21 protein-coding genes are annotated in these 15245 nt (G+C 63.1%); 11 read left to right on the forward strand and 10 right to left on the reverse strand.

Annotation, left to right across the window (positions count from 1 at the left end; all coding sequences use genetic code 11):
- The first annotated feature begins 129 nt into the window (after positions 1–129).
- Entirely contained in the window at positions 130–372 is a 243-nt protein-coding gene (locus tag ACRCSW_RS24745) for a hypothetical protein (protein WP_438708313.1), read from the forward strand.
- Between the two features lie 140 nt (positions 373–512).
- Positions 513–1220, forward strand: a complete 708-nt coding sequence (locus tag ACRCSW_RS24750; RefSeq protein ID WP_438708314.1) for an imm11 family protein — start codon at positions 513–515, stop codon at positions 1218–1220.
- A 231-nt stretch (positions 1221–1451) separates the two neighbouring features.
- On the opposite strand, the gene ACRCSW_RS24755 is transcribed toward ACRCSW_RS24750, so the two are convergent.
- From ACRCSW_RS24755 to ACRCSW_RS24775, 5 genes are all read right to left on the reverse strand, one after another.
- Positions 1452–2435 (reverse strand): adenosine kinase, encoded by a 984-nt coding sequence (locus ACRCSW_RS24755; protein ID WP_438708315.1) that lies wholly within the window; start codon positions 2433–2435, stop codon positions 1452–1454.
- The gene (nth, locus tag ACRCSW_RS24760) at positions 2432–3076 is read right to left on the reverse strand and encodes an endonuclease III (protein ID WP_438708316.1); all 645 of its coding nucleotides are present in this window, start codon (positions 3074–3076) and stop codon (positions 2432–2434) included. Before nth ends, ACRCSW_RS24755 begins: the two co-directional genes overlap by 4 nt.
- Before the next feature lie 42 nt (positions 3077–3118).
- Positions 3119–3520, reverse strand: a complete 402-nt coding sequence (locus tag ACRCSW_RS24765) for a DUF4087 domain-containing protein (RefSeq protein ID WP_438708317.1) — start codon at positions 3518–3520, stop codon at positions 3119–3121.
- A gap of 154 nt (positions 3521–3674) precedes the next feature.
- Positions 3675–4058, reverse strand: a complete 384-nt coding sequence (locus tag ACRCSW_RS24770; RefSeq protein ID WP_438708318.1) for a DUF4087 domain-containing protein — start codon at positions 4056–4058, stop codon at positions 3675–3677.
- Positions 4059–4120: 62 nt separating this feature from the next.
- Entirely contained in the window at positions 4121–4489 is a 369-nt protein-coding gene (locus ACRCSW_RS24775) for a DUF4087 domain-containing protein (protein WP_438708319.1), read from the reverse strand.
- Positions 4490–4623: 134 nt separating this feature from the next.
- On the opposite strand from ACRCSW_RS24775, the gene ACRCSW_RS24780 reads away from it, so the two are divergent.
- From ACRCSW_RS24780 to ACRCSW_RS24795, 4 genes are all read left to right on the forward strand, one after another.
- The gene (locus ACRCSW_RS24780; RefSeq protein WP_438708320.1) at positions 4624–5454 is read left to right on the forward strand and encodes a methylated-DNA--[protein]-cysteine S-methyltransferase; all 831 of its coding nucleotides are present in this window, start codon (positions 4624–4626) and stop codon (positions 5452–5454) included.
- 114 nt (positions 5455–5568) lie between these two features.
- The gene (locus tag ACRCSW_RS24785) at positions 5569–6225 is read left to right on the forward strand and encodes an OmpA family protein (protein WP_438708321.1); all 657 of its coding nucleotides are present in this window, start codon (positions 5569–5571) and stop codon (positions 6223–6225) included.
- Positions 6226–6327: 102 nt separating this feature from the next.
- Positions 6328–7095 (forward strand): FadR/GntR family transcriptional regulator, encoded by a 768-nt coding sequence (locus ACRCSW_RS24790; RefSeq protein ID WP_438708322.1) that lies wholly within the window; start codon positions 6328–6330, stop codon positions 7093–7095.
- Positions 7096–7421: 326 nt separating this feature from the next.
- Positions 7422–8852: a hypothetical protein gene (locus ACRCSW_RS24795; RefSeq protein ID WP_438708323.1), complete on the forward strand. Its 1431-nt coding sequence runs from the start codon at positions 7422–7424 to the stop codon at positions 8850–8852.
- 54 nt (positions 8853–8906) lie between these two features.
- Here the strand turns inward: ACRCSW_RS24795 and ACRCSW_RS24800 are convergent, their stop codons facing one another.
- Entirely contained in the window at positions 8907–9314 is a 408-nt protein-coding gene (locus ACRCSW_RS24800) for a DUF1801 domain-containing protein (protein ID WP_438708324.1), read from the reverse strand.
- Positions 9311–10147 carry an AraC family transcriptional regulator gene (locus tag ACRCSW_RS24805; RefSeq protein ID WP_438708325.1) on the reverse strand — a complete coding sequence of 279 codons (837 nt, stop codon included), beginning with the start codon at positions 10145–10147 and terminating at the stop codon, positions 9311–9313. Before ACRCSW_RS24805 ends, ACRCSW_RS24800 begins: the two co-directional genes overlap by 4 nt.
- Positions 10148–10354: 207 nt before the next feature.
- Here ACRCSW_RS24805 and ACRCSW_RS24810 point away from each other — a divergent pair, with 207 nt between their 5' ends.
- The 5 genes from ACRCSW_RS24810 to ACRCSW_RS24830 all read left to right on the forward strand — a co-directional run bounded on the left by ACRCSW_RS24810 (position 10355) and on the right by ACRCSW_RS24830 (position 13114).
- A complete protein-coding gene (locus ACRCSW_RS24810; RefSeq protein ID WP_438708326.1) occupies positions 10355–10837 on the forward strand; it encodes an SRPBCC family protein in 483 nt (160 codons plus the stop codon).
- 3 nt (positions 10838–10840) lie between these two features.
- Complete coding sequence (locus tag ACRCSW_RS24815) at positions 10841–11275, forward strand: hypothetical protein (RefSeq protein ID WP_438708327.1); 435 nt, start codon at positions 10841–10843, stop codon at positions 11273–11275.
- An 83-nt stretch (positions 11276–11358) separates the two neighbouring features.
- Entirely contained in the window at positions 11359–12318 is a 960-nt protein-coding gene (locus ACRCSW_RS24820; protein ID WP_438708328.1) for an acetyl-CoA carboxylase carboxyltransferase subunit alpha, read from the forward strand.
- Positions 12315–12629: a DMT family transporter gene (locus ACRCSW_RS24825; protein WP_438708329.1), complete on the forward strand. Its 315-nt coding sequence runs from the start codon at positions 12315–12317 to the stop codon at positions 12627–12629. The genes ACRCSW_RS24820 and ACRCSW_RS24825 overlap by 4 nt, the downstream gene beginning before the upstream one ends.
- Complete coding sequence (locus ACRCSW_RS24830) at positions 12626–13114, forward strand: hypothetical protein (RefSeq protein WP_438708330.1); 489 nt, start codon at positions 12626–12628, stop codon at positions 13112–13114. The genes ACRCSW_RS24825 and ACRCSW_RS24830 overlap by 4 nt, the downstream gene beginning before the upstream one ends.
- Positions 13115–13193: 79 nt before the next feature.
- Here the strand turns inward: ACRCSW_RS24830 and ACRCSW_RS24835 are convergent, their stop codons facing one another.
- From ACRCSW_RS24835 to ACRCSW_RS24845, 3 genes are all read right to left on the reverse strand, one after another.
- Positions 13194–13799: a pyridoxamine 5'-phosphate oxidase family protein gene (locus tag ACRCSW_RS24835; protein WP_438708331.1), complete on the reverse strand. Its 606-nt coding sequence runs from the start codon at positions 13797–13799 to the stop codon at positions 13194–13196.
- 88 nt (positions 13800–13887) lie between these two features.
- On the reverse strand, positions 13888–14211 hold the full coding sequence (locus ACRCSW_RS24840) for a TfoX/Sxy family protein (protein WP_438708332.1): 324 nt from the start codon (positions 14209–14211) through the stop codon (positions 13888–13890).
- Positions 14212–14511: 300 nt separating this feature from the next.
- Positions 14512–15081 (reverse strand): class I SAM-dependent methyltransferase, encoded by a 570-nt coding sequence (locus ACRCSW_RS24845; RefSeq protein ID WP_438708333.1) that lies wholly within the window; start codon positions 15079–15081, stop codon positions 14512–14514.
- Between the last annotated feature and the right edge of the window lie 164 nt (positions 15082–15245).

Consider the following 15245-nt stretch of genomic DNA (forward strand, 5'->3'; position numbering starts at 1 on the left):
GGATTTCAAGGGGTTATGGGGGCGTTAGGGAGTTGTTAGGGGGTTGGGTTGGGTGGGGCGTTATGGGCGGGGGGTGGTGGGTCAGGGCCGCACCACGTTCGCGGATCGAAATTTGTTATGAGAAATCCGATGGCTGCGGTTGGATTTGTGGGTTGGCACCCACCCTGCACTGGCTGGCAGAGCGGGTCCATCAACTGGCTTCTGGACGTGATAGCAGCAGACCGGAAGACGGCGGGCCGGGCGATCGCCAACTTTGCCCAGGTAGTGAAGGAAGGCGAGCTGCGGCTGCATCCGCAGATCGGGGGGCTTGTGGAGAAGGAGCTGATAGAGAAGATGGGCGGGTCGCGCGGGGCGAGTGCGGGCCAAGCGTGACCCACGGTTGGTCACGGGTTTGATCTAAGGAAATTCAATTGGTTACGCGCGTTAGGTCTTTGTTAGGGATTGACGCGTGCGACTGACCCGTGGTGCAGGCAAGATCGCGCGACGGGCGGCGGCGATAAAGGAGAGATGAGATGGTTTGGGGACTGACGATAAGAAGTGGGAGCTTTGGTAGCCACCGCCCCATGAGTTCGAGCCCGGGTTACAAAGAGAGGCTGGTCGCGCACTTCGACCAACTGCCGCCCGAGGAAAAGGCGAAATATGGCAATCGCAGCGCTTTATACACACTTTTTGTTTCTCTGAAATTCCACGAAGAGCCTGGAAAAAGGCTTCTTCCCGATCTTCCCGAGATCGATCTGCCCGCCGATCACGAATGGCCCACTGCCTATCAAACAGAACGCCAATACTCTGCTCTGAACTCTTTGTTCATGAACGAAGGACCATACAGCGTCGATCAGCCGATGAAGGACATCATCGAGCGGCTGGAACCCGGGGTTCATCACTTTCGGCCGCTTCGCATCACCGGCCCCAATGACGAACCCTATTCTGGAACCTATTACACATTTATTCCGGGCCAATACATTCACAGCTTCTGTCCTGAACAAAGCAGTGAAAAGAGTTGGGAGAGAACCAGCGATGGGAGGTTCTCATCACGGTGCTTAGCGGACCCGAAGTGCTTCGCCGGTCTCGCATTCTCGAAGGCTATTTTTGGCAAAGCTCATCTCTGGTGTGAGACGAGGAAGTTCCATGGGATCGACATGTACTTCTCGGATCAACTGATTGGCGAAATCAAGCGAGCGGGGCTGAAAGTTCGCCGTCTCGTCCGGCTGAAGGAGGTTTGATCATGGGAAGCAAAGCCACTGGCCTTGAGGGTTTGCACGGCATTCCGGAAGGAATTAATAATGATGTTCTCAGCGAGCCGTAGGGCGGGCGCCAACCCACCACATCCTTCATAACCAATTGAATTTACATAACAAGCCGCCGCGAATCTGACCGAACCCTGGTGGGTTGGCACCCACCCTACGGCTCGCTGGGTCTCCGCCTTCGCGGAGATGACAGGGGGGCCGCCCGGCTCAGATCAGGCCTTCCTTGCGGAAGAGCTGTTTCAGGTCGGTCTCGGGCCTGGCGCCGAAGTGGCTGATCACCTCGGCTGCCGCGACGCAGCCCATGCGGCCGGAGGTGGCGAGCGACTGGCCGGTGGCGTAGCCGTAGAGGAAGCCGGCGGCGAACTGGTCGCCTGCTCCGGTGGCATCGACGGGGACGACGCGTTTCACCGGGACGACGGCTTGTTCGTCGCCGCGCACCACGATCACGTCATGGCCGGAGCGGGTGCAGACGACGAGGCCTGCGTCGCTCGCGGCCTGTTCAAGTGCGGCGGAGAGGTCGGTCTGGTAGAGCGAGGCCCATTCGTGCTGGTTGCCGATCACATAGTCGAGCGACTTGACCAGGCGGCGGAAGTCGTCGCGGTGGCGGTCGACGCAGAAGGGATCGGAGAGGGCGATGCCGGCTTTGCCTCCGGCCTTGTGGCAGAGGTCGACGGCGCGTTCGAAGGCCTGTTTGCCCTTGGGCTTGTCGTAGAGATAGCCTTCGAGGAAGAGGATCTCGGCGCTGCCAGCCACAGAGTCGGACACGTCGTCGGGGCCGAGTTCCGAGGAGATGCCGAGGTAGGTGTTCATCGAACGCTCGCCATCGGGCGAGACGAAGATCATCGAGCGGGAGGTCGGAAGCTCTCCGCTTGGCACGGGAGCGTTCACGAAGTCGGTGCCTTCGTCGGCCATCGTGCGGGCGTAGAAGCGGCCAAGCGCGTCGTCGTGGACGCGGCCGATGAAAGCGGTGGAAAGGCCGAGGTTGCCAAGCCCGGCGAGGGTGTTGGCGACGGACCCGCCGGGGGCCTGCTTGCGGTTGGTCATCGCGGCATAGAGCATCTCGCCCCGTTCACGCTCGACCAGTTGCATGATGCCCTTCTGGATCCCCATGAGATCGAGGAAACTGTCATCCGCAGATGAGATGACATCGACGATGGCGTTGCCGATGCCGACGACCTGATAGGATTTCATGCGGTCTTTTCCTCGTATTGGCACCAGGCCTCGATCGGGCAGATGCCGCATTTCGGTTTGCGCGCGACGCAGATATAGCGCCCGTGCAGGATAAGCCAGTGGTGCGCGTGCTGCTGGTATTCGGCGGGGACGTTGTCTTCGATGGCGCGTTCGACGGCAACTTCGTCCTTGCCGGGGGCGATTCCGGTGCGGTTGCCGACGCGGAAGATATGGGTGTCGACGGCCTGGGCGGGGTGGTGGAACCACATGTTGAGGACGACGTTTGCCGTCTTCCGGCCCACGCCGGGCAGCGATTGCAGTGCCGCGCGGGAGGAGGGGACCTGACCGTCGTAGTCGTCGATCAGGATGCGGCAGAGCTTGATGACGTTCTTGGCCTTGTTGCGGAAAAGGCCGATGGTCTTGATGTGTTCGATAAGGCCGTCTTCGCCGAGGGTCAGCATCTTTTCCGGCGTGTCGGCGATCTGGAAGAGCTTGGCGGTGGCCTTGTTGACGCCCGCGTCGGTGGCTTGGGCGGAAAGCGCGACGGCCACGACAAGGGTGAAGGCGTTGGTGTGGTGAAGCTCACCCTTCGGATGCGGCTCGGCCTCGGCGAACCGGGCGAAGATGTGCTTCAGGGTGGAATAGGGGAGCTGTCTGGCCATACGTCCTTCATGCCAGCGCGGTAGTGGTGTGGCAACCGTTGGCTAGCCTTCAAGTTGTGGCATGGGTAAGTTCTGGTCGTTGAAACACTGCGAAAGCGGCAAGCCTTTCATGCGGGTGATGGCAATCACGTCTTCTGACGTGATCGGGCCAAACTCACCGTCGATGCAGGCGCAACTGTATCGGTATACTAAGAAGTTGATGTTGTCGTAGCTTATGCTTTCGAACTGCTCCTCGCGATTGTCGAATGCGAGCGTGTAGGCTGTTTCGAACCCCGGTGGAGGCTCGCCGCCATTCGGCATAATCAACCAGTGGGCGTCCGCGTCGACCAACAAGATCACCCCCGCCGACAGGTAGTCGAAGTACCAGCCGCAGCGGGTTTCCGCGGTGGCGAGCGCGGGGGTGGTGATCAGCGTGGCGATCAGGGTGAGGATTTTGCGCTGCATTCCGAACTCCGATCAGGGTTGGGGGGTTAGAACATGCGGGCTGGTGGCGCTCAAGTACGTGAGACCCGATGCGAAGTGTCCGCTCTGCAGGCACGGCTTTGGCCTGGTGCGGCTGGAACAGCGCCTTTCCGGCCAGCGCGGCAGCAACCGCTGGCTAGCCCGCAAAACTGGGGTCTGGGGGCAGTTTCGGGTCGTTCTTGCATTGCGAAAGCGGCAGGCCTTTCAGGCGGGAGATGGCATACACCTTCCTTGATCCGGGCGGACCGAACTCACCAACGACACAGGCGCAGCTGTATCCGGAGCGCGAGCCAGCATCGGTCACGACAATCTCCCGGTCGTGGAATTGCTTCGTGTAAGCCTCCTCGAAACCCGGCGTGGGTGTGCTTTCATAGGTCGAAATCGTCCAGAAGCTGTCCGCGTCGTACAGGGTGATGTTTGACGACAGATAGTCGGCATACCAGCCGCAGCGGGTTTCGGTTTCGGCAAGCGCTGGAGGGGTGATCAGGACGGCGATCAGAGTGAGGGCTTGGGTCTTCATGATACCTGATGGCTTAGTACTGCACTTCGGACATGTTGGCGGGTGGTGGTGTGGCAACCTTACTAGCCGGGCGGCGGGGGAAGCTTGGGGTCGTTTACGCATTGCGACAGTGGCAGGCCTTCGAGGCGGGTGACCTTCAGCACCTCACCGGAGCCGACCGGGCCAAACTTGCCGTGGACGCAGGCGCAGCTGTAGCCATAGCTTCCGGCGTTGGTGACGACGCGCTCGCGGTCGTCGAAGTTGGTTGTGTAGGCGTCACCGAAGCCGAGCGCCTCGGGCCCGCCCTGCGTTGAAATCGTCCAGGAGCCATCGGCGTCATCGAAGAAGACGTTCCCCGGCGTGGGGTTGTCGTACCAGCCGCAGCGGGTTTCAGCGGTTGCGAAGGTCGGGGTGGCGAGTGAGGCGATCAGGGTCAGGGTCTTCAGTCGCATGCGTGGCCTCCGTCCGGTGCCAGACGGTTGAAGCATGGCGGCGAGTGCCGCTCAAGTCTGGAAACCGGATGCGCATTATCCGGGTCGCGGGGGCTGGCCGTGGCCCCTATGTTCGGCGGGAAGGAGATACGCCCATGACCGACCTTTCCCCTGCCTACCACTATCAGGTGATCGCCCGCGCGCTGGGGGTGATCGACGACGAAGGACCTGCGCTGACGCTGGAAGACCTGGCGGCGAAGATGCGGATGAGCCCGGCGCATTTTCAGCGGGTGTTCAGCCAGTGGGTGGGTGTCAGCCCCAAGCGCTATCAGCAGTATCTGACTCTGGGCCACGCGCGGCGGCTGCTTTCGGAACGCCACACGGTTCTGGCGGCGGCGCATGAGACGGGGCTGTCGGGTGGGGGGCGATTGCATGATCTGTTCCTGACCTGGGAGGCGATGTCGCCCGGCGATTACGCGCGGGGCGGCGAGGGGCTGGAGATTCGCTGGGGCTGGTTTGAAAGCCCGTTCGGCCCGGCGCTGGTGATGGCGACCGAAAAGGGCATCTGCGGCATGGGTTTTGCCGATGAGACCGGGGCCGAGGCCGCGATGGAGGATCTGGTGGGCCGCTGGCCGAAGGCTGCGTTCGTCGAGGATCCGGTGGCGATCCGGCCCATGGTCGATGCGGCTTTCGGGGGGTCTCCGGCGGCGCTCCACCTGATCGGGGCGCCGTTCCAGATCAAGGTCTGGGAGGCGTTGCTTTCGATCCCGACGGGGCATGTCACGACCTATGCGGATATCGCCGGCGCCATCGGCCACCCTACGGCGCACCGGGCGGTTGGGACGGCGGTGGGGCGGAATCCGATCTCGTTTCTGATCCCCTGCCACCGCGCGCTTCGGCGGGACGGGGGGCTTGGCGGCTATCACTGGGGGCTGCCGCGGAAGCGGGCGATGCTGGCCTGGGAGGCGGCGCGGACGGGCATGTGATTGGCGGAAGCCTGCCGACCCGACGGGGGCCGGGGTCGGGGCTGTAAGTCTTCCCCGCGCGTTGGTATAAGGTCGCACGAGCCCCGAACGGGCCACACTCACGAGGCGAGAGCAATGATGATGAAGACCCCCCTGATCCTGGCTGCGGCCGGTACGCTGTTTCTGACCGCTTGTGTCGATCCCAATGCCTACCCCAATGACCCGAACGCGCGCACCAAGAGCGGCGCGGTGATCGGCGGTCTGATCGGGGCGGCGACGGGTGTTGCAGTTTCGGGCGACGGAGACGAACTGAAAGGGGCGCTTGTCGGTGGTGCCCTGGGCGCAGGCACGGGCGCGCTGATCGGCGCGGACCTTGACCGCCAGGCGGCCGAACTGCGCGGCTCGCTGAGCTCGAACATTTCGGTCACGAATACGGGCGAATACCTGATCGTGAACATGCCGCAGGACCTGCTGTTCGCAACCGACAGCGCGTCGGTCCGGCCCGACCTGGCCGGCGATATCCGCACGGTGGCCGCAAGCCTTCTGCGGTATCCGAACAGCCGGATCGAGGTGATCGGCCATACCGACAACACGGGCAGCGCCGCCTACAACCAGGATCTTTCGCAGCGCCGGGCGGTCTCGGTCGCGGGCATCCTGCGCGACAGTGGCGTGCCGGGCAACCGGATCGCGGCTTTCGGACGGGGCGAGGACTCGCCCATCGCGTCGAACCTGACCCCGGATGGCCGCGCGCAGAACCGCCGGGTCGAGATCATCATCCGCCCGACCAACTGATCCGGGCGCGAGATTGCGAAGGGGCCAGAGCTTCTCTGGCCCCTTTTTCATTGTGATTCCGGCAAATCGGTAATAATTTCGGACCAATCATCGGGGTCCGCCATGCCATTCCAGAAAGTCACGTCCGAAAAGCTCTCACAATCCGTCGTTCGTCAGATCGAACAGCTGATCCTGCGCGGCATTCTGCATCCGGGGGAGCGGCTGCCTTCCGAGCGCGACATGGCCGAGAAGCTTGGCGTGTCGCGGCCTTCCTTGCGCGATGCGATCGCCGAGCTGGCGGAGCGGGGCCTTCTGGTCAGCCGGGCCGGGTCGGGCATCTTTGTCGCCGATGTTCTGGGCTCGGCCTTTTCGCCCGCTTTGACGCAGCTTTTCTCCACGCATGACGAGGCGGTCTTCGACTACATCGCGTTCCGGCGCGACATGGAGGCGCTGGCGGCCGGGCGGGCGGCGGAGCTGGGATCTGAGACCGATCTGAAGGTGATCGACACGATCTTTCGCAAGATGGAGGCCGCGCACCAGAAGCGCGACCCGACGGACGAGGCGCAGCTGGATGCCGAGTTCCACATGGCGATCATCGAGGCGAGCCACAACGTGATCATGCTGCACATGCTGCGGTCGATGTTCGACCTCCTGCGGCAGGGGGTGTTCTACAACCGGCAGCTGCTGTTCCGGAACCGCATGACGCGGGATCAGCTTCTGGACCAGCACAGGGGGATGAACACGGCAATCCAGGCGCGCGACCCGGAGGCGGCCCGGGGGGCGGTTGTGGCGCATCTGGCCTATGTCGAGCAGGCCTTCCATGACCAGATGAAGGCCGAGAAACACGAGTCGATCGCCCGGCAGCGGCTGGAGCATGAGGCGAGCCGGTAGGGTCTTCTCAGCGTCCCACGGTGGGACAGCTTCGTAACCGTTTGAAAAGATTGATCAGTTTTGATTCCAATCAGACATTCGGCACTTTGTTAACCATTGCCGCGCTTGCGCCACGTGAATGCATGGGCGATGAGGAGGCCGGACGGCGATATCTTGGAAGAGGAGCCATTGTGTTCAGATGTTTCAAGATCGCAGGCGCGTTCGGTTTGGTTGCCCTATGCGCCACCTTTCCCCAGCAGGCGGCTGCGTGCTTGGGGCCAAGCTTAGAGGACCATCACTTTCCCAGCTGTACGATCCCGATACCAGAGGCTTCGGAGTCCGTCACCGTGGTTTCGGCAAACGGTTGGCTGCCAAGCGCCTCGGTTCATGTGGGCGCGCCGACCGAGGCCACGGTCTTTGCCACGGTCAGGATCGAACCGAGCGACCAGCAGCACTATCTGGTGCTGGAATCCTGGCGCCAGATCATCTGGAACATCGAGGGGGACACGGACAGCGTGTCTCGGGTCATTGTGTTGGGGGCGACCTCGCTTGGGCCGTGGGCGGCGGGGGTGATCGGCATTCCAGAGGATCGAGTCTTCTTCACCGATCCCGACCTTTCGGCATTGGATGTGGTTCAACAAACATCCTGCACGCGGATGGCGTATTCCTGCACAGCATCGCAGTGGTTTGGGTCAGGGCCGTCGGACCAGGTGACATTTCATCCTGAGCCGGAACAGGGACGGCTGGAAGCTGATGCATTTGTCGAGCCATCAGCCTTCTCGTTTGAGCCACTCCCTGGACAAGAGTCGACGCCGGCTTGGCCAGTTGGCGTTGTGACGCCGGAATACTCCGACCAGCCGGTCTCCGTCGATCCGACCAGCGTAGTCTCGCTGCGAGCGGCGGAAACATATGATCAGCCGACGGGGCAGGCCGGGCTGAACGCTTTAGTCGCCTCGGGCGCGCTGCTGGCACCCGGAGACCCCGGCTTTGCGGAGGCCGTAAATGCCTACGCCGAGGCGTTCAGCGCGCGCTACCGGACACGGTTCACACCGGATTTCCTGTTCGTGCCGCAAGTTGACTATGTGGTGACTCGGGCGTTCAGGCTGCCCGCGGACAGCCCGTCGAGCACGTATCTTCTGGGTGCTGGCGCGCCGCTGCCCGAGATGAATGGGAACGATGATTACAGGACCTGCTTTCTGGAGTTGGACCGAGCGGGAGAGCCTGCCGGGCCAGAGAGCCTTGAGGGCCCGTATTGCAGGGACCAAAGCCTAGGCATGCCAGAACCGGATGGAGAGCTGTTCCTGTCGGCCCAGCGGGCGGACAATGTGGAGCGGGGCGTCGACTGTCGGCAGATGGAACTGCCCGACGGGGCCGAGATCGTGGTCGTGAACGTCACGGAAAATGGCCCACAGCGGTATTCGGGGAAGTCGTCGAGGGAGATTGCCGTGGAGGTGGCCGGGGATGGCCCGCTTGTCCTTTATCTGCACAATACTGGTGGACCGGTCCGATGGGCGCTGTCAGGAAGAGGGATCTCGCAGGTCTTCTTTCTGCGGGGGCCGGAATTTCAGGACCCCGTAACGCTGAACGGAGGAGCGGTGGCCCAAGCGAAGCTGGGGGTAGACCGGGAAGGGTGCCCGTGGTTTCCGCCCTATCATCTGAACGCGCCCGGCTATCTGCATCTGGACGAGATGATGAAGACCCTGCTTGGCCAGGCCATCGACCGGCTAATCGAGGTTCAGCTCGATGAGGCGGATCCCGCCAGGATCGTGGTCGACTGACTGCGGCGATGCGGAGACCGGCGTCGGCAAGCGAGCCGACGTCTAGGTCGCGCTTCAGCGCGCCCTTTTGTGCCAGGTAAGCGCGCGGGAGATCAAAGGGGCGATTGCGCCTTGATCGACTTCGTCCGCGCTTTGGAACAGGACGGCGCGGGTGCCGGACGTGTGGAACGCAGCACCGGGGCCGGCGCGGAAGTCCTCGATGAGCGAGGTCTGGCAATGGACGAAAAGTCCGAAGCCCTGTGGTGCAGGCCCGATCCTCAGGCTGCAGCCGGAGCCGCTTTCCAGCGTGAGGTAAGCGGGTTGGCCCCAGCGCAGCGCCTCGGTCAGGGGGCCGACGCTGGGGGTTTGGCTTGCGACGGTGAAGATGAGGCTGCGGAGGGCCAGAAGGCCCTCTCTGGCTTCGGGCGAGGCCGCCGCGAAGACGGCGGCGACCTCGGGGGTTGGCGGGGGAGCAGCGGTCATTTCAGGGGCAGGTGGAGTTCGGTCACCAGATCCTCGGGCGCGGTGTCCATGGGTGAGTTCAGGTAGACCTCGAAGGACGGGGTCTCGGCCGGTTCTTCGCCTGAGCCGGGCAGCCAGGCGCCGTAGAGCTGGTCGTAGGCGGCGGGAAGCCCGGCGTAGGGACCTTTGTAGGTGAGGACAGCGTGCCGCCCTCCGGGAAGCGAGACGGCCTCTAGCGGGTCGGAGAGATCGGCCTTTCCGGTCAGCTCGAACGCGGCGTGGCTGCGCAACTCGGGCGCCGGGACGGACTGCGGATCGTCGTAGAAGACGCCGACCATGCGCCCCGACTTTCTGAAGAGGTCGCGGCTGGCCATGACCGCAGAAAGCTTCTGAAAGGCACGCGATATCTCGAAGTAGGGGCCTTTGTGCGGCACGGCGGCCAGGTGCAGCGGGGGTTCGGTGCGGATGGTGACGGGGTGCATGAGCGTGATCTCCTGTATCTGGTTGCGGACATAAGGGCGCAGCTCGCCCCGCTTGCGGAAGGCAGAAGGAGACATGGCGAAGTGATCGGTGAAGGTGCGATTGAAGCTGGCAAGGTTCGGCATGCCGATTTCGGTGGCGATGGTCGCAATCGGACGGTCGGTCATCACCAAATAGTACGAGGCGCGGTGCATCCGGATGCGGCGCACGGCCTGAGCCATGGTTTCCCCAGTCATTGCACGGAACACGCGGTGCCAGTGAAACCGGCTCATCGCCGCGATATCCGAGAGCGCATCGAGCGACAGGTCCCCGGCGGGGTTGTCGTGGATGTGGTCCAGGACGCGCAGGAGCCGCTTTTCATTCGCGTTGGTCATTCGGGTTGGTCTTTCTGCTCTTCCGCGGAAATCGTTGCATAGCGGGGCTGCACAAATCTTGCCGAGTTGGGGGGCGGGTGTCTGCAGAATCGGCTGATTGGGCAGGAATTTCATTCAAGGCATTCATTTTGCGTGTGTTTTTCTGACATACTCCCGGCGGGAGGGGCCAGTTGCTATATTGATGCATGCCTTGAACGGGAGGACGAGATGCGGGTTCTGATCTGGATTGCGGGCGCCCTGGTGGGTCTGGCCGCGTTGGTCTTTCTGGCGGGCTGGATGATGCCTGCCACCCGCGAGGGCCGGGCCGAGCTGGTGATCGCGGCCCCGCCCGAGGCGGTGCTGGCGGTGTTGCAGGACGTCGAGGCGCAGGCGGAATGGCGCCCGGAGATCGAGAGCGTCCAGCGCAGTGGGGATGGGTGGATCGAGGTGACGACCTCGGGCGAGCGGATCAGCCTTTTCGTCGAGGAAATGACCCTTGAGCGTGTCCGGTTCCGCTTCATCTCGAGATGGGGTTACAGCGGCGAGTGGGAGGCGGTGCTGGAGCCCGTCGAGGGTGGCACAAGGATTGCCGTGGTGGAGCGGGCGACGGTGCCTTCGGCTTTCGGACGGGTCATCTCGCGGTTGATGTTTGATCCGGAGGAATTTGCCGCCACCTATCTTGCGGCCCTGAAGGCGCGGGTGGAGGGGTGAGGCATGGCTGAGGCGAAGAAGAAGCCGACGGACTGGCGGAAGCGCTTCAACGCGGCCAAGCCGCCGCATGTGGTGACGCTGCACACGGATTTCGCCGGGGTGAAGGCTGGGAATACGATGCTGATCTCGTCTCCCGGCGACATCGCGGCCTATATCGCGAAGATCCCGCCGGGCGAGACGCGGACGATCGACCGGCTTCGCAATGAGCTTGCGCGGAAGGCGGGGGCGCTGGCGATGTGTCCGGTGACGACGGCGATTTACCTCAAGGTCGTGTCCGAGGTGGCCTTGCGCGATCTGGACGAAGGCAAGCGGCTGGACGAGGTGGTGCCGTTCTGGCGGGTGGTGAGCCCTGACAGCAAGGTGGCGGGCAAGCTCTCATGCGGGCGGGACGGTGTGGCGCATCTGATCGCGCTGGATGGCGGGGCGGCGGAAAGCTGACGGCCTGTCTTCGCGGCCGCCCGCGCGAGTTGCACTTCGCATCACGGCTGGTCATATAGAGGCAACGCTTCCGGGAGCCTCGCATGCAGTACCTTGAGTTTGAAAAGCCGCTCGCCGACATCGAAGGCAAGGCCGAAGAGCTGCGCGCGATGGGGAAAACCAACCCGGGGATGGATGTGGCGAAAGAGGCCGAGGCGCTGGACCGGAAGGCCGAAGTGGCGCTGCGCGATCTCTACAAGAACCTGACCGCGTGGCAGAAGTGCCAGGTTGCGCGGCACCCCGACCGGCCGCATTGCCAGGACTATGTCGAGGCGCTGTTCACCGAATTCACCGCGCTGGCAGGCGACCGGGCTTTTGCCGACGACCATGCGGTGATCGGGGGTCTTGCGCGGTTCAAGGACCAGCCGGTGGTGCTGATCGGGCATGAAAAGGGCAACGACACCAAAAGCCGGATACAGCGCAATTTCGGCATGGCCCGGCCCGAGGGGTACCGCAAGGCGATCCGCCTGATGGACCTTGCAGACCGGTTCCGGCTGCCGGTGATCACGCTGATCGACACGGCGGGGGCCTATCCCGGCAAGGGTGCCGAGGAGCGGGGCCAGGCCGAGGCGATTGCGCGGTCGACCGAGAAGTGCCTGACGATTGGCGTGCCCTTGATCAGCGTCGTCATCGGCGAGGGCGGCTCGGGCGGGGCGGTGGCCTTTGCGACGGCGAACCGGGTGGCGATGCTGGAGCATTCGATCTATTCGGTGATCTCGCCCGAAGGCTGCGCTTCGATCCTGTGGAAGGATGCCGAGAAGATGCGTGAGGCGGCCGAGGCGTTGCGGCTGACGGCGCAGGATCTGCAGAAGCTTGGGATCATCGACCGGATCGTGAAGGAACCGCTGGGCGGCGCGCAGCGGGAGCCGAAGGAGGCGATCGACGCGGTGGGCAAGGCGATCGAGGCGATGCTGGCCGAGCTTGTGTCGAAGAAGCCGGAGGCGCTGATCCGCGACCGGCGGCAGAAGTTCATCGAGATGGGGTCGAAGGGTCTGGCGGCGTGAACCCTTGGCTGGTCATCCTGATCGCAGGACTGATGGAGACGGGCTGGGCGCTGGGGCTGAAGTACTCCGATGGGTTCTCGAAGCCGATCCCGTCGGTCCTGACGGTGATCGGGGCGCTGGCGAGCTTCTATCTTCTCAGCATCGCGATGAAGGACATCCCGGTGGGCACAGCCTACGCGGTCTGGGTGGGCATCGGGGCGGTTGGGACGGCGATCGCCGCGGTCTATCTGTTCGGCGAGCCGGTAAGTGCGATGCGAGTGGCGGGAATCGGGCTGATCATCGCCGGCATTGCGGCGCTGAAATTCGCATGATGCGGGCGGCGATCCTTTGCAGCCTCATGGCCCTGCCGGTTTCGGCCGGGACGCTGGAAGGTCGGCTGGTGACCTTCACGGTCGAGACCTGGGATATCCGCGAGCAGCCCTTTGTGCAGGCGCGGGGGCGGACGGTGATGGTCGGTCAGGGCGTCGAGTTCGGGCTGGAGCCGGAGGGGCTGACCGGTGGGTTGGACATCGTGCCGGTGACGGTCGAGATCGGGCCGACCCGGATCGAGCTGAGCTATCCCCGCAGCGGGATCGGGCGGTTCTATGAGGCGAAGTTCAACGGTTATGTGCTGAAGTTCGAGACGGAGTGCGCCTTGTTCGAGAAGGTCGCGATCGATCCCGCCGGAACGACGATGAAGGTGACCGAGATCTGGGCCGAGACCGGAGCGCTTTACATCAACGTCTCGGGGCTGGGGTATGGGCCGGAAGCCAAGCTGGCGCTGGACCTTGAGGTGGCGGACTGTCCGCTGAGTTGAGGCCCCCCTCCTCGTTCGACTTCGTCTCCTCGTCGGAACGGACTGCGAGGAGTGACGAAGTCGCAGGCGGGCCACCCGGTCACCACATCGTCTTTGCGGCGCGGCCGGGCCATTCCGCGTCGTAAGCCTTGCCGTCGATCCCGCCTTCGGTGATCTCGCGGAGCATGTCGCCGACGGTCGGCAGGCCCGCCGACTGGTCGCCGCTGGTCCAGAGGGCGGAGCGGATGAGGGCGCGGGCGCATTGGGAGTAGACCTCGCCGATCTGGATGACGATCACGCTGCGGGGGTGTTTGCCGTTACGTTCAAACCGGGCGCGGAGGGGGTCGTCGGTGGTGAGCCTTGCGGTGCCGTTGATGCGGATCGCGGTGTTCGAGCCGGGGATCAGGAATATGAGGCTGACCCGCCCGTCGCGGACGATGTTGCGCAAGCTGTCGATGCGGTTGTTGCCGTGCCAGTCGGGCAGCGCGAGGGTGCGGGGGTCGAGGATGGAGACAACGGGGCCTTCGTCGCCCCTTGGCGAGCCATCGGTGCCCTCGGGCCCGACAGTCGTCAGGATACAGAAGCGGGCGCGGTCGAGGTAGGCGCGGTAGGCGGGGGTGAGGTAGTCGGTGACCTTGACGGTCGCGGCCTCGCCGGGTGTCCCGTAATGGGCGTGGAGGTCTTCGAGGGTGGTGATCCAGGTCATGGGCGCTCCGCTTCTTGGCTGGCCCCGGGGGGTTTCACACCCCCCGGACCCCCCGTGGGATATTTGGAGAAGAGAAAGACAATTTGAATCAAGTTTTGGGCTTCTTGGGTTTTGGTGCCGGAAGATCGGCGGCAACGGCTTTCAACGCCGAGATCACCCGGTCAGGATCATCAAGCGCGTCGGTGACGAGGAGATGAAGCTTTGCGCCGGGATAGGGGTAGCCGGTGGGGCAGTCGGGAAGGGCCGCGGTCGCGCCGGGGGTGGGCTTGAGGTAGAGCAGATCGTCGCAGACCAGCGCCACGACCTTGCCGTCAAGGTAAAGCGCGTACTCGCCGAACATCTTGCGGGAGGTGAGCGGCAGGGGTGCAAGCGTGTCGAGGAGGCGGTCGATGGTGTCGGCCGTGGTTCCCATGGGTCGGACCTGTCGTTTGGCTTCGCGCGACTTTGGCAGAGGGCAGAGGCCTGAGCAACAGGGGGTGTCATTGCCGGGCAGCGGATCGGCGTGATCGACCGACCCCGCCCAGCGGAACGGCTACGACGTTCGGGGCCTACCGGTGTTTGCCGAAGGATTGCCGGTCACCCACAATAGAGCTTGGCGCCTTGATGCTTCTTTGGAGATCGACCATGCTCAGGAACTGCGCATGCGGGAATGGGCCGACCAACCTTGGGCTCTGATGCAAAGGCAGTGGCGGCAGAGGAAGCTCAGCACCAGTCAAGATATCGTCTTGTAAACGGGTGTAGGGTGAACGGACAAAAGCTTCCTGATCCATACTTGAGAGCTTCTTTCCTTGATTTCAATCAAATCGGCATATGCTTGCAGGAAGAAATCGATGGATGGCTTGGGACGCCCATAATGATTGAAGCGTTCATCATCCCAATTATAATCATCAAAAGCCATGATGCCCCCTACCTTGAGCAACCTGAACCCCAGAACACCGTCTTCCAGTACGTTCTGTGTCCAATGTGACGCATCAACATAGACGAAGTCGTAGTGCAATAGCGGCAACCTGAACATCATTTCGAATGAACAGCCGCGATACAGGGTGACTCTATTCAGTCCACCTGTCTCCGAAACATTTGGCCAGAAATTCTCGTTCGTTCTAATATCAATGCAGTCGATTGAAGAGTCCTGATGGGTCGCTATCTTTCTGAGCATCCAGCAGGTCGCTTGGCCTTCATGGCAGCCGATTTCAAGAACGCGGCAGGGCGTTCCAGCGAGATGCATAAGCTGCGCCTCAAATCGCCGGATGTTATGCGAGAACCAATCGTATTGAAACGCCATGGATTATCCTACCCAAGTGCCTCGCAACTCCCATGGCAGTCTGTCGCATGGCGGCAAGCTTGCAAAGTTGTTTTTGCGGGACAAGGGCCGAGAAGCAGCCGTTCGATCGGGCATTGGGCGAACGGGCGCGATGGCAGCTTCGGGGCTAAGGCTGGTCGGGTCGG

The organism is Tabrizicola sp. (genome assembly GCF_051645465.1).
In the GTDB taxonomy this organism is placed as follows: domain Bacteria; phylum Pseudomonadota; class Alphaproteobacteria; order Rhodobacterales; family Rhodobacteraceae; genus Tabrizicola.

Coding starts and splice junctions, on each gene's coding strand:
- ACRCSW_RS24755 (WP_438708315.1), bottom strand. CDS start 2,435: ATGAAATCCTATCAGGTCGTCGGCATCGGCAACGCCATCGTCGATGTC.
- ACRCSW_RS24770 (WP_438708318.1), bottom strand. CDS start 4,058: ATGAAGACCCAAGCCCTCACTCTGATCGCCGTCCTGATCACCCCTCCA.
- ACRCSW_RS24780 (WP_438708320.1), top strand. CDS start 4,624: ATGACCGACCTTTCCCCTGCCTACCACTATCAGGTGATCGCCCGCGCG.
- ACRCSW_RS24775 (WP_438708319.1), bottom strand. CDS start 4,489: ATGCGACTGAAGACCCTGACCCTGATCGCCTCACTCGCCACCCCGACC.
- ACRCSW_RS24785 (WP_438708321.1), top strand. CDS start 5,569: ATGATGATGAAGACCCCCCTGATCCTGGCTGCGGCCGGTACGCTGTTT.
- ACRCSW_RS24750 (WP_438708314.1), top strand. CDS start 513: ATGGTTTGGGGACTGACGATAAGAAGTGGGAGCTTTGGTAGCCACCGC.
- ACRCSW_RS24805 (WP_438708325.1), bottom strand. CDS start 10,147: ATGACCAACGCGAATGAAAAGCGGCTCCTGCGCGTCCTGGACCACATC.
- ACRCSW_RS24800 (WP_438708324.1), bottom strand. CDS start 9,314: ATGACCGCTGCTCCCCCGCCAACCCCCGAGGTCGCCGCCGTCTTCGCG.
- ACRCSW_RS24810 (WP_438708326.1), top strand. CDS start 10,355: ATGCGGGTTCTGATCTGGATTGCGGGCGCCCTGGTGGGTCTGGCCGCG.
- ACRCSW_RS24835 (WP_438708331.1), bottom strand. CDS start 13,799: ATGACCTGGATCACCACCCTCGAAGACCTCCACGCCCATTACGGGACA.
- ACRCSW_RS24745 (WP_438708313.1), top strand. CDS start 130: ATGGCTGCGGTTGGATTTGTGGGTTGGCACCCACCCTGCACTGGCTGG.
- ACRCSW_RS24840 (WP_438708332.1), bottom strand. CDS start 14,211: ATGGGAACCACGGCCGACACCATCGACCGCCTCCTCGACACGCTTGCA.
- ACRCSW_RS24845 (WP_438708333.1), bottom strand. CDS start 15,081: ATGGCGTTTCAATACGATTGGTTCTCGCATAACATCCGGCGATTTGAG.
- nth (WP_438708316.1), bottom strand. CDS start 3,076: ATGGCCAGACAGCTCCCCTATTCCACCCTGAAGCACATCTTCGCCCGG.
- ACRCSW_RS24815 (WP_438708327.1), top strand. CDS start 10,841: ATGGCTGAGGCGAAGAAGAAGCCGACGGACTGGCGGAAGCGCTTCAAC.
- ACRCSW_RS24790 (WP_438708322.1), top strand. CDS start 6,328: ATGCCATTCCAGAAAGTCACGTCCGAAAAGCTCTCACAATCCGTCGTT.
- ACRCSW_RS24820 (WP_438708328.1), top strand. CDS start 11,359: ATGCAGTACCTTGAGTTTGAAAAGCCGCTCGCCGACATCGAAGGCAAG.
- ACRCSW_RS24830 (WP_438708330.1), top strand. CDS start 12,626: ATGATGCGGGCGGCGATCCTTTGCAGCCTCATGGCCCTGCCGGTTTCG.
- ACRCSW_RS24765 (WP_438708317.1), bottom strand. CDS start 3,520: ATGCAGCGCAAAATCCTCACCCTGATCGCCACGCTGATCACCACCCCC.